This is a genomic window from Rhodopseudomonas palustris, assembly GCF_003226555.1.
Lineage (GTDB): Bacteria > Pseudomonadota > Alphaproteobacteria > Rhizobiales > Xanthobacteraceae > Rhodopseudomonas > Rhodopseudomonas palustris_I.
The window spans coordinates 68,491-80,015 of the sequence record NZ_QKQS01000038.1 but is presented as its reverse complement, the minus strand read 5'-3'; the positions used below and the strand labels follow the sequence as shown (position 1 = coordinate 80,015).

9 protein-coding genes are annotated in these 11,525 nt (G+C 67.1%); 2 read left to right on the top strand and 7 right to left on the bottom strand.

The annotated features are described in order from the left end of the window. Positions 1-756 (top strand): GNAT family N-acetyltransferase, encoded by a 756-nt coding sequence (locus DNX69_RS24250; protein WP_110788570.1) that lies wholly within the window; start codon positions 1-3, stop codon positions 754-756. 145 nt (positions 757-901) lie between these two features. Here the strand turns inward: DNX69_RS24250 and DNX69_RS24245 are convergent, their stop codons facing one another. The 7 genes from DNX69_RS24245 to DNX69_RS24215 all read right to left on the bottom strand — a co-directional run bounded on the left by DNX69_RS24245 (position 902) and on the right by DNX69_RS24215 (position 9,931). Next, positions 902-2,677, bottom strand: a complete 1,776-nt coding sequence (locus tag DNX69_RS24245; protein ID WP_110788569.1) for a cation:proton antiporter — start codon at positions 2,675-2,677, stop codon at positions 902-904. 469 nt (positions 2,678-3,146) lie between these two features. Beyond that, positions 3,147-4,253 (bottom strand): PepSY-associated TM helix domain-containing protein, encoded by a 1,107-nt coding sequence (locus DNX69_RS24240; protein ID WP_110788568.1) that lies wholly within the window; start codon positions 4,251-4,253, stop codon positions 3,147-3,149. 2 nt (positions 4,254-4,255) lie between these two features. Next, complete coding sequence (locus tag DNX69_RS24235; protein ID WP_110788567.1) at positions 4,256-4,786, bottom strand: hypothetical protein; 531 nt, start codon at positions 4,784-4,786, stop codon at positions 4,256-4,258. Positions 4,787-4,806: 20 nt separating this feature from the next. Further along, positions 4,807-7,116, bottom strand: a complete 2,310-nt coding sequence (locus tag DNX69_RS24230; protein WP_110788765.1) for a TonB-dependent siderophore receptor — start codon at positions 7,114-7,116, stop codon at positions 4,807-4,809. Positions 7,117-7,256: 140 nt separating this feature from the next. Then, positions 7,257-8,096: a helix-turn-helix transcriptional regulator gene (locus DNX69_RS24225; protein WP_110788566.1), complete on the bottom strand. Its 840-nt coding sequence runs from the start codon at positions 8,094-8,096 to the stop codon at positions 7,257-7,259. Positions 8,097-8,248: 152 nt separating this feature from the next. Next, positions 8,249-8,581 (bottom strand): YnfA family protein, encoded by a 333-nt coding sequence (locus DNX69_RS24220; protein WP_110788565.1) that lies wholly within the window; start codon positions 8,579-8,581, stop codon positions 8,249-8,251. A gap of 123 nt (positions 8,582-8,704) precedes the next feature. Continuing rightward, complete coding sequence (locus tag DNX69_RS24215) at positions 8,705-9,931, bottom strand: NADP-dependent isocitrate dehydrogenase (RefSeq protein WP_110788564.1); 1,227 nt, start codon at positions 9,929-9,931, stop codon at positions 8,705-8,707. A 391-nt stretch (positions 9,932-10,322) separates the two neighbouring features. On the opposite strand from DNX69_RS24215, the gene DNX69_RS24210 reads away from it, so the two are divergent. Next, positions 10,323-11,519: a TrmJ/YjtD family RNA methyltransferase gene (locus tag DNX69_RS24210; RefSeq protein WP_110788563.1), complete on the top strand. Its 1,197-nt coding sequence runs from the start codon at positions 10,323-10,325 to the stop codon at positions 11,517-11,519. Positions 11,520-11,525 lie beyond the last annotated feature (6 nt).

Sequence of the window (11,525 nt, the reverse complement as noted above, 5' to 3'; positions counted from 1 at the left end):
ATGGACCACGTACTGGCGTGGCAGGTCGAACAGGCCTGCCACAATGCTTGGCCGAGCTTACGTAGCGCGCTGATGGGCGATTGGCTGCTGCGGTTCGGCGACGGCGTGTCGCGCCGGATCAATTCGGCCAATCCGCTGCATCCGGGCATCACCACGATCGCGCCGCAGCTGGGCGCATTCGATCGCCTTTATCAGGCGCAGGCGCAGCCGCTGATCGTGCGGCTGGTCTCGCTGCTGCCGGCACAGGTCGAGCGCGAACTCGACGCGCGCGGCTTTATGGCTGAGGGCGAGGCCTGCACGCTGTATCGCGATCTGGCGCCCGACAGCTTCGCCGGCGCGACGCCGGACGTCACCATCGCGCCGCGCGCCGATGCCGAATGGCTGGCCGCGATCACGCGGCTGCAGGCGCAGTCATCAACGCATGCGTCCGTCTATGCCCGCGTCGTGGGGGCGATCGCGCTGCCGACCGGCTTTGTCGCGCTCCGAAACGACGGCCGTATCGTCGCAACCGCCTACGGCGTGCTGCACGGCGATCTGGTGGTGATCGAGTCGGTGGTGGTCGACGAAGCGCTGCGTGGCCACGGCCTCGGCAAGCGCCTGATGACCGCACTGCTTGGCTGGGCAGCCGCCCAAGGCGCCACCGGCGCCTGCCTGCAGGTCGTCACCGACAACACCGCCGGCCGCGCGCTCTATGCCGGCCTCGGCTTCGACCGCGAGCTCTATCGCTACCATTTCCGCCGCGCGCGGACGAAGTAACAGCTTGCCCCATCATTCCGGGGCGCGAGCGCCAGCTCGCGAACCCGGAATCCCGATCGATTGAGCACTGAGCACAACAATCTCGAGATTCCGGATCGCCGCTGCGCGGCGTCCGGAATGACGTAGGCCGTCTATGACGACGCCGTTAATCCGCGGCCACGCCCTCGCGCACGCGCTTCTTGCGGGTGTCGCGCTCGTCGTGGATTGCGGCGATCACTTTGCCGGCCGGGACGCCGAGGGTCTGCAGCACCGAGCTGGCGATCTCGAAGCTGGCTTCCAGCACTTCGCGAATCACGTCGGTGGCGCCGAGCTGGAACAGCCGCGCGGCATGGTCGGCGTCGCGGGCGCGGACGATGATCGGCAGGTCGGCGCGCTCGGCACGGGCGGCGGCGACGACGTGCTCGGCCGCGGCGGCGTCGTGCATCGTCACCACCATCGCCGGCGTGTCGCCGAGCCCGCATTTGCGCAGGAAGGCGCGCTGGCTGGCGTCGCCATAGACGATATTGGCACCGGCCTTGCGCGCCCGCGCCACCGCCTCGGCGTCGACGTCGACGCCGATAAACGGCTTGCCCTGCTTGGTCAGGATCTCGCCGACGATACGGCCGACCCGGCCGTAGCCGACCAGGATGATCAGCGGCGTCTCGCCGGGTTGGGGATCGGCGTGGCCGGCCGCGACCGCCACCGCGCTGCGCGCCCGCGCGCTGGCCTTGCGGCTGAGACGCGCCAAATACGGCGTCAGCATCATGGTGCCGGAGGACACCAGCAGCATGAACTGCTCGACCTCGCGCGTGACCAGACCGCTTGAGCTGGCGAGCCCGAGCACCAGGAAGGCGAATTCGCCGCCACCGGCGAGCAGCAGGCTGGCTTCCGCAATCACCGGCCGCGACAGCCGGAATATCCAGGCCAAGCCGGCGATCACCAGTGCCTTGAGCGCCGTCATGCCGATCACCGAGGTGGCGACCATTACCGGATAACGCGCGACTTCGGCCAGATCGATCCGCATTCCGACCGAGATAAAGAACAGCCCGAGCAGCATGCCCTTGAACGGTTCGATATCGACTTCGACCTGGCGGCGGAATTCGGTCTCCGCCAGCACCAGGCCGGCGAGAAACGCGCCGAGCGCCATCGACAGCCCCGCGACATGGGTGACCAGCGAGGTGCCGACCACCACGAACAGAATCGTCGCCATGAACAATTCGCGATTGTTGGTCGAGGCCACCAGCCGGAATAGCCGCCGCAGCACCAGCCGGCCGAAGCCGACGATCAGCAGGATCGCGGCCGCCGCCTGCACCAGCGCCATCAGCAGGCCGAACCAGACCTGGCCGGCTTCGATCGAGGCGTCGCCGGCCGCCGCGCTGGCCTTGCCGAAGACCACGATCAGAAACAGGATCGGCACCACGGCGAGATCCTGCGCCAGCAGCACCGCGAAAATGCTGCGGCCAGCCATGGAGGCGAGCCGCTTCTGCTCGGCCAGCAGCTGCAGCACGATCGCGGTCGAGGACAGCGCCAGACAGGCGCCGATCACCAGGCTCGATTCGATCGTGTTGCCGAACGCCAGTGCGATGCCGCTGATCGCGGCCGTCGTCAGCACCACCTGCGACATGCCGAGACCGAACACCAGCCGCCGCATCGTCCACAGCCGGTCGAACGACAATTCTAGGCCGATCGTGAACAACAGGAAGGCGACGCCAAGTTCGGCGAGCCGATCGACCGCATCCTGCGACGTGATGGCGATGTAGCTGAGGACCGGGAGGTCGGCGCCGATCCGGCCGAGGCCGTGCGGGCCGAGCACCAGCCCGGCGACCAGAAAGCCGAGCACAGGGCTGACGCGAAATCGCGTCATCACCGGGATCAATACGCCTGCGGTCCCGAGAAACACCAAGGCTTCCCGGTAAACTCCGACACCGTTTTCGACTGCCATCGTTCCTTCAATCACGTGAGGTAGCGGGAGGGCGACGACATCGATCAAATCGTCGCAGGCTGCGGCAATAGAGCGCGATTCTGCACGCGGCCAAAACTGGTTCCATCTGCGCCGCGTTCGACGGCGATCGGTAGCCTCGTTCGGATGGACGGTCGCGGCGTCATGCCGCATATCGGCACGATGGAGCACACCACACCCCACTGATTTCTACCATCGCGGCCGACTTGGTGCTGGCTTTTGCGTTCAGTGTGGTGGCACAGCGGCTGAAGATCTCGCCGCCAAAGGCGGCCAGATCGTCGCCAAAGCGCGCGCGATCAATCCGGGCCTCTGGATCATGGCCCGCGCGATGATCGCCCGTCTCGGCGTCGAGCCCGGCAGCGGCGATGCAAGGGCAGGCGGCAGCCCCGCTGCCCCGGCTTCGGCCGGCGCGGCGGCGTGATCCGAAAGCCCTCCGGCTTGGCGAAGGTGCTCAGCGCGCGTGCTGCCGCCGCCGCCCGATCCACAGCCACAGCCCGGTCGCATACAGCGCCGGAAGCGCGATCCCGCAGAGGAAGACGACCGCCTGTCCGCTCCAGCCGAACCGCAGATCGGCGTGCAGCGGGTTGAGCCAGTCGCGCCGCAATGCGGCGTTGGCGTCGGCGACTTCGGTGACCGGCGCGGCACACCCTGTCCGAACCTCCACGGCGAACTCGCTGCGGACCGACCCGGGTGGGCGCAACCGGATCTGATAGGCGCCGGCCGGGCCGCGCGGCAGCGCGACACCGACAATGCGAGCGTCGGGGTGAGCTTGCGCCGCGGCGGCCATCGCGGCACGAAGATCGCCGCCCGCGGCACAGGCCGCATCAGCCGTCCCGAGGGCCGGTCTGGCCGGCGCGGCGCCCGGCAATCCCAGCCATTGCGGTTTGGTCAGCGCGAGTCCCGTCGTTGCCAGTATCAGCATCGGCGCCAGCAGATAGGCGGCCGACACGCCGTGCCATTCGATCAGGCGCCGCCGTCCGGCGGCGGATGCGCCGATCCACAATGATCGCCACCATTTGCGCTGCCGCGGCCACCACAGATACGCCCCCGACAGCAGCGACAAGGCAAGGCCGATACCGCAGCAGCCGACCACGCTGGCGCCGAGCGGCCCCGGCAGCAGCAGCCCGCGATGCAGATTGACCAGCGCGGCGAACCACGAGCGGTCGAACGCGAACAGCCCGAGCGGTTCGCCGCTCTGCGGATGCACGAACACGACGCCGAGTTCGCCCGGAGGCAGGCGGCCGAACACGATCGCAGCATCGCCGGGCAGGAAGCCTGCACCCGGCGCGTTGGCTCCGATCACTTTGAGATCGGGGTAGCGCTTGCTCGCTTGCGCGATCCAGATGTCGGCGGTGGCATCCGGCTGTCCCGCGCTACGCGGCGGCTTGACGATGTCGGTGCCGACCTCAACCGCCAGCAGCGGCTCCTTCAGCACCAGCAGCGCGCCGCTCGCGCCGATCAAAGCGAGGGCGGCGCCGACAATCAGCGCCAGCGACAGATGCAGCGTGCGCCAGATGCGGCGAGCCGGCCCCCGCCGCGCTGGTTGCTCGGCGTGCATCGTCACTGCGACAGCAGCTTCAATGTGCCGTTGCGATAGATCGGCCCCTGGACCTTGCCGCCGGTGAGCACGTTGGTCTGATATTGCTGGGTGATGCCGTCGAGCGCCGTCGACAGCTCGGCGCGAAACATCGCAAAGCCCGCCGAGTCGATCTGCTTCGGCACCGCGCCCTTCGCGAACAGCTGCTGCTTGGCGGCGTCGGGGGTCTGCGCCCGAACCCCGCCGCTCACCATCAGGTCGACGATCAGGCGGTCGCCCCGCCACCGGGCGGAGCCGCTGGCTCCGAGTTCGGCGTCGTCGAGCAACAGCGAGCCGGCGACCAGGTAGTCGCCGCTCGGCAGCGCAGCGAAACCGAGGCGCAAGGTGCCGGTCTCTCCGTCCTCCGATCGCCATGCCCAACGCTGTTCGCCGCGATAGGTGACGGCGGTTTGGGTAACGCCCGGCCGCAGGTCATGCGCTGAAGCGGAGCAGGGCGCCGTTGCGGTCCACGCGACGATGATCGCGGCGCGGGTCAGGTGATTCATGAAGCGCATCGTCTGGTCTCCTGAACGGTTCACCACCGGTAGCGAAGGCTGGCGATGACCGAACGGTCGAAGCCGGCATTGCAGCTCGTGGTCGAGCAGCTCACGTAGTATTGCTTGTTGGTGAGGTTGGTGGCGTTGACGGCGAGCCGCATTCCCTTCAGGTCGCGGTGAAGCTGGCCGAGGTCGTAGTGCAGCGCGGCGTCGAACAGCACATAGGACGGCACGCCGATGGTGTTGGCCGCGTCCGCGAACGTCTCGCCGACATAGCGCGTGCCGAGACCGGCGCCGAAGCCGGCGAGCGGGCCGCTCTGGAACGTGTAGTCGCCCCACAGCGACGCGGTGTCCGCCGGCAGCCCGGTCGGGCGATTGCCGAGCTCGGCCATTGTGTTGCTCTTGGTGACGGTAAGGTCGGCGTGGGTGTAGGAGGCCACCAGATTGAGCCCGGCGATCGGGTTGGCGACGCCCTGCAATTCGAAACCGCGGGAACGCACCTCGCCGACTTGAAGACGATTGAGGGCGTTGTTCGGATCGGTGGTCTGCACGTTCTCCTGATAGAGATCGAACACCGACATCGTGACGAAGCTGGTCGCTCCGACCGGTTGGTACTTGATGCCGATCTCGGCCTGCCGCCCGGTCGTCGGCTTGTAGGGCTGGCCGTAGAAGTCGGTGCCGAGCACCGGGCTGAACGAGGTCGAGTAGCCGACATAGGGCGCGAGGCCGACGTCGCTGAGATAGACGAGCCCGGCCCGGTAGGTGAACGCCTTGTCGTCCTGCGTCGCGGTCGAGCGCTTCAGGCGATTGTCCGTGGCGGTGTTCGACCAGTCCTGGCGGCCGCCGAGGCTCAGCACCCAATGGCGGTCGAACTTGATCTGTTGCTGACCGTAGATTCCGACCTGGTCGGAGGTCTGCCAGGTCGATGCGCTCGGCGTCGTCGCCACGCCGAGTGGCTGATCATAGACCGGATTGAAGATGTCGATCGATGGAGCGCGGCCGCTGTTGAGGTAGTAGTCCTCGGTCGAACGGCGATAGTCGACGCCGGCCAGCGACACGAATTGCGTCGATCCCATCCACCAGTCGGCCTGGATCTGATTGTCCGACGCGTAGGTGTCGCCGACGATGCGGAATTGATACAGCGCGCGGTTGAGCGTCCGCTGGTCGGCCGCAAGACTCATGCCCGACGCGGTGTTGGTCAGAAGGTCGACATGGCCGTAGCGGAAATTCGACCGCACCGTGAAGGTGTCGTCGAGATGACGTTCGAACAGATAGCCGGCGGAGTACTGTGTGCGATCGTTGTCGAGGCCGGGCTGGTCGAGGAACTGGTTGCGCGGCAACTGCCCGTTCTTGTTCGGAAGCAGCGTGCCCTGAATCGGAATATACGGGCGCGGCGGCCCGAACTTTTCGTGGCTGTAGTCGGTCAGAATGGTCAGCGTGGTGTCGAGGTCCGGCCGCCAGGTCAACGCCGGCGCGATGAACACTTTGTCGTCCGCGATCGCCTTGAATTGGGTATTGCTGTCGCGCACCAGCCCGGTCAGCCGGTAGAGAAACTGGCTGTCCTTGTCGACCGGTCCGCTCAGATCGAATTGTCCCTGCAGCCGGTCGAAGCTGCCGCCTTGCAGCATCACTTCGTGGAACGGAGTTTCGAGCGGACGCTTGGTGACGAGATTGACTAGGCCTCCCGGCGAGTTCTGGCCATACAGCACCGAGCTCGGCCCGCGCAGCACTTCGACCCGTTCGAGACCGTAAGGCTCGGTCTTCGGCCAGGCCTGCGCAGTCGTGCCGCGTAGGCCGTCGCGCAAGATGCCGCTGTTGCTGGCATCGAAGCCGCGAATGCTGAACGTGTCGAAGCGCTGCGAGATCGCCGGTGTGGTCGCCACGACGCCGGCGGAGTAGCGCAGCGCGTCGGTGACCGACTGAACGTTCTGGGCGTCCATTTGCTGACGATTGATCACCGAGATCGACTGCGGCGTCTCGATCAGCGGGGTGTTGGTCTTGGTCCCCGTCGTGCTGGTCCGCGCCACGTAGCCCGGTCCGTCTGCGGCGCGTGGGGTGCCTGGGCGTGACGCCTGGCGGGGTGGCGCTGCGGGAGCAGCGATCGCGGCCGGCCGTGCGGCGGTCCGCTTCGGCTTGCTGCGCTTCGGGGCGCTGACGACCACCGGAGGCAGCGCGCTCGCCGTCGGGGCGGCGGGCGTCGATGCGGCGGCCTGAGCCCGGGCATCCTCGGTGACGGTGCCGATCAGCAACAGCGCGCTCATCGGCAGCGAGGCGGCGAATCGGCGGCCTCGGCGTTTCGCGGGCTGTCGTGAATTGCGTAGTTCGGCCGAGCGCGGCTGTGTCGTCATCTTGATATTCCTCCAGGACGCGGCACAGAAGCGCGACTGCGAGGAATGCGGCAAGCCGCCGGACTTTTGATATCCGGACGAATTCTTACGATTACAAACGTTCTACGTTGTCGGCTCGGGGAGGCGGCCGAAAAGCGCAATCACAGTAGATCGCGCGGCGAAATGCCGAAGCGCTTTCGGAACACCGCCGAGAAGTAAGCGGGCGTGTAGCCGACGCGGTGCGCGGCTTCCGAGACGTTGGTGGCGCCGCTCGACAGCAGCCGATACGCTTCCTTCAAGCGTGCATCCTGCAGGAAGTCGTTCACGGTGGTTCCGAACGCCGCCTGGAATCCGTCCGTCAGCTTTCGCGTATTGAGCCCGACCGCCGCCGCCAGCGCCGGCAATTTCGGCGGGGCCCCGAGCCGCTCCAGCAGAAGGGCGCGCGCCTTCTTCAACCGCTCGATGTCGGCGAGCGAGGGCCGCAGCGTCTCGACCGCGGATGTCGTCTCGACCGCTTCGCATGCCCAAGCGAGGATCTCGAGCGCCTTCGCGGACAAGAACAGCTCGCGCGCCGCACCGACGAAGGGGCAGACTTCGAGCTGCGTGCACAGCGCCTGCAGCGCGCGCGGCGCAGCGATGTGTTGCAGGCTCGGGCGGTCGGTCGAGAGCAGCGATGTCAGCGGATCGCGTGCAGGGTCGGGCTTGCTGCCGGGTTCACAGCCGGCCTTGACCATCACGTAATGCAGCGGTTCGTCGGCGCTCACCATCTGACGACCGCAGGCGTCCGCCGGCGAGCGGATCACGCAGACCGTAGGGCCGGCGATCCTGAACTCGCCGCCGCAGCCGTCGATCCGCGCCCGCATCGCGCCGCGCAGGACCACGACCACCTTGGTGCCGTGATGTAGCTGTTCGTCGACCCAGTCGCCGTCGGGCTGTCGCAGCACGCCGCTGGCCAGATCGAGCTGCGAGATCGCGCCGGTCCACCTGTGCTCCAGTGTCATGCTTCGGCCGTTGAACTCCGCTGGTGGAAACGAGGAACACTATGACACCGAAGATGAACGTCGGCACCGGTGCTGCGTGGGGCGGATTCGAGAACATCTCAAAATTCGCGATGCGGAATGCACGGCCGGATGCGTCGAGGCTGCGAAGCGGCCTATGCCGGAAGCGAGCGCGGTCCGAACAGGATCGCGGTCATGCCGACCAGGCAGATCGCGGCGCCGATCACGTCCCAATGGTCGGGACGATTGCCTTCCATCGCCCAGCCCCACAGTAGCGCGCTGGCGATGTAGATGCCGCCATAGGCCGCATAGGCGCGGCCGGCGAGCGGGCTGTCGGCCAGCGTCAGCAGGTAGGCGAACAGTGCCAGCGCCAGCATGCCGGGGATCAGCCACAGCGGCGACTGGCCCAGCCGCAGCCAGGCCCAGAACGCGAAGCATCCGGTGATCTCCATCAGCGCGGCGGCAAAGAAGGTCAGCAGTGAGGTCATGGGCGCAGGCGGTCGCTTTCAGTGATGACGGATCGATGCGCCGAACCTTAGTCCAACGGCGCGACAAACGAAAAAGGCGCGGAAGACATCCGCGCCTTTCGATTGTTCAGCCGTTGCGCCCGATCAGGCGGCCTTGGTCTCGCTCATCGCCTTGTTCAGGTTCTGCGCGACCTTGTCGAGGAAGCCCTCGGTCGACAGCCAGCGCTGGTCGGCGCCGACCAGCAGCGCGAGGTCCTTGGTCATCGCGCCGGCTTCGACGGTGTCGACGCAGACCTTCTCCAGCGTATCGGCGAAGCGGGCCAGCTCTTCGTTGCTGTCGAGCTTGGCGCGATGGGCGAGGCCACGGGTCCAGGCGAAGATCGAGGCGATCGAGTTGGTCGAGGTCGCCTTGCCCTTCTGGTGTTCGCGATAGTGGCGGGTGACGGTGCCGTGAGCGGCTTCGGCTTCCACCGTCTTGCCGTCCGGCGTCATCAGCACCGAGGTCATCAGGCCGAGCGAGCCGTAGCCCTGCGCCACCGTGTCGGACTGCACGTCGCCGTCGTAGTTCTTACAGGCCCAGACGTAGCCGCCCGACCATTTCAGCGCCGAGGCGACCATGTCGTCGATCAGCCGGTGCTCGTAGGTCAGGCCCTTGGCGTCGTATTCGGTCTTGAACTCGGCGTCGAAGATCTCCTGGAAGATGTCTTTGAAGCGGCCGTCGTACACCTTCATGATGGTGTTCTTGGTCGACAAATAGACCGGGTAGTTGCGCATCAGGCCGTAGTTCAGCGAGGCGCGGGCGAAGTCCTTGATCGACTCGTCGAGGTTGTACATCGACATCGCGACGCCGGCGCCGGGCGCCTTGAACACTTCGCGCTCGATCACCGAACCGTCTTCGCCGACGAACTTCATCGTCAGCGTGCCCGGGCCGGGGAACTTGATGTCGGTCGCGCGATACTGGTCGCCGTAAGCGTGGCGGCCGATCACGATCGGCTTGGTCCAACCCGGCACCAGCCGCGGCACGTTCTTGCAGATGATCGGCTCGCGGAAGATCACGCCGCCGAGGATGTTGCGGATGGTGCCGTTCGGCGACTTCCACATGCTCTTGAGGCCGAACTCCTTCACCCGCGCTTCGTCCGGGGTGATGGTGGCGCACTTGACGCCGACGCCGACCTGCTTGATGGCGTTCGCCGCATCGATGGTGACCTGATCGTCGGTCTTGTCGCGGTGCTCCATCCCGAGGTCGAAATACATCAGCTCGACATCAAGGAACGGGGTGATGAGCTTGTCCTTGATCATCTGCCATATGATCCTGGTCATCTCGTCACCGTCGAGTTCCACGACGGGATTCTTCACCTTGATTTTCGCCATGCGGGATCGGGCCTTCTTGTGATTCTGCGCTTAAAGGGGCGGGAATTGGACTAAAGCCGCGCCCGCTATAGCACCGCCCCGGACCGGCCGAAAGGCGATTGGGGAAGCAATTTGGACGGATTCGCAGCGCGTTCGCGCATGGCTCGGGACCGCAGCGGCCCCGAGCACCGCCGCGGCCGGCGGCGGGGCGGGCGCGCGCTGTGTCAAGCGCACGTCACAGCGGTGCAAAGCGTGCGGCAAATCCACTATTTGCTTGAGAATTGCGCGCCGCCTTGGCAACGGGAAGGCGCGGCGGCCGCCGTTGTCCGGCCCGCGCCCCGCGGCTTTCCCCGCTTCCTCCCGCGCCGCCTCGGATCACTCCGAGGGCGCCCGTTTTTGAAAGACCATGCCCATGTCCGGTTCCGGCACCGACCGATCCAAGCCCGCGACCGCGCTCGACGGGCCGGTGGTGATTCTGGTCGAGCCCCAACTCGGCGAGAACATCGGGATGTGCGCCCGCGCGATGGGCAATTTCGGGCTGACCCGGCTGCGGCTGGTGAAGCCGCGCGACGGCTGGCCGAACATCGCCGCGCAGCGCTCCGCCGCCGGCGCCGACCACATCCTGAACGCGGTGGAGCTGTTCGACAGCGTCGCCGAGGCGGTCAAGGATTGTACGCTGCTGTTCGCCACCACCGCCCGCGCCCACGATCAGGCCAAGCCGGTGCGCGGGCCGGAAGCCGCCGCGAGTGAGATCGTCGCCGAGACCGCGTCGGGCGGCACCACTGGCCTGATGTTCGGCCGCGAGCGCCATGGCCTGGAGAACGACGAGGTCGCGCTCGCTAACCGCATCGTCACCTTCCCGGTCAACCCGGCGTTCGCTTCGCTGAACCTGGCCCAGGCGGTGCTGCTGATGGGCTACGAGTGGTTCAAGCACGCCACCCAGAATGCGCTGCCTTACGAGATGCCGGAGCGCAGCCCGCGCGCCTCGCAGCATCAGATCGACGCGTTCTTTTCCAATCTGGTCGCCGAGCTCGACCGCGTCGAATTCCTCCGCCCGCCGGAGAAGCGCGACACCATGCTGGTGAACCTGCGCAACATCTTCACCCGGATGGAGCCGAGCAAGCAGGACATGCACACGCTGCACGGGGTGGTGATGGCGATCGCCGACGGCCGCAAGGGCCCGGCCAAGGGCGGTGTGCTCGACGGCGAGCAGGCCACGCGGCTGCGCGCGCTGCTGGCCGAGCGCGCGGCCGGCGGCACCGAGGCCGACGGTGGCTCGCTGCGCGGGCTGGCGCGGCTGCTCCGCCGCAATCCCACCGACGCCGAGCGGCTGTTGTGGGAGAAGCTGCGCACCGACCGCCGCTTTGCCGGCAACTTCAAGCGCCAGACCCCGGTCGGCCGCCACATCCCGGATTTCGTCTCCTTCACCCGCCGCGTCGCGATTGAGCTGATCCATCCGGGAGAGGGCGAGACGGTCGCGAACGACCGCGCCGCGCGAAAAGACTGGCTCGAACAGCGCGACTATCGCGTGGTGTGGGTTGAGGCCGCCGAGGTCACCGCCGACATCGCAGCGGTGCTGGCGCGGCTGGAGACGGTGCTGGCGCAATAGGTGCCC

What these genes read in the sequence shown, in the direction of transcription:
- DNX69_RS24245 (WP_110788569.1), bottom strand. Translation starts at nt 2,677, where the DNA reads ATGGCAGTCGAAAACGGTGTCGGAGTTTACCGGGAAGCCTTGGTGTTT.
- DNX69_RS24225 (WP_110788566.1), bottom strand. Translation starts at nt 8,096, where the DNA reads ATGACACTGGAGCACAGGTGGACCGGCGCGATCTCGCAGCTCGATCTG.
- DNX69_RS24220 (WP_110788565.1), bottom strand. Translation starts at nt 8,581, where the DNA reads ATGACCTCACTGCTGACCTTCTTTGCCGCCGCGCTGATGGAGATCACC.
- DNX69_RS24215 (WP_110788564.1), bottom strand. Translation starts at nt 9,931, where the DNA reads ATGGCGAAAATCAAGGTGAAGAATCCCGTCGTGGAACTCGACGGTGAC.
- DNX69_RS24240 (WP_110788568.1), bottom strand. Translation starts at nt 4,253, where the DNA reads ATGCACGCCGAGCAACCAGCGCGGCGGGGGCCGGCTCGCCGCATCTGG.
- DNX69_RS24230 (WP_110788765.1), bottom strand. Translation starts at nt 7,116, where the DNA reads ATGACGACACAGCCGCGCTCGGCCGAACTACGCAATTCACGACAGCCC.
- DNX69_RS24210 (WP_110788563.1), top strand. Translation starts at nt 10,323, where the DNA reads ATGTCCGGTTCCGGCACCGACCGATCCAAGCCCGCGACCGCGCTCGAC.
- DNX69_RS24250 (WP_110788570.1), top strand. Translation starts at nt 1, where the DNA reads ATGGACCACGTACTGGCGTGGCAGGTCGAACAGGCCTGCCACAATGCT.
- DNX69_RS24235 (WP_110788567.1), bottom strand. Translation starts at nt 4,786, where the DNA reads ATGCGCTTCATGAATCACCTGACCCGCGCCGCGATCATCGTCGCGTGG.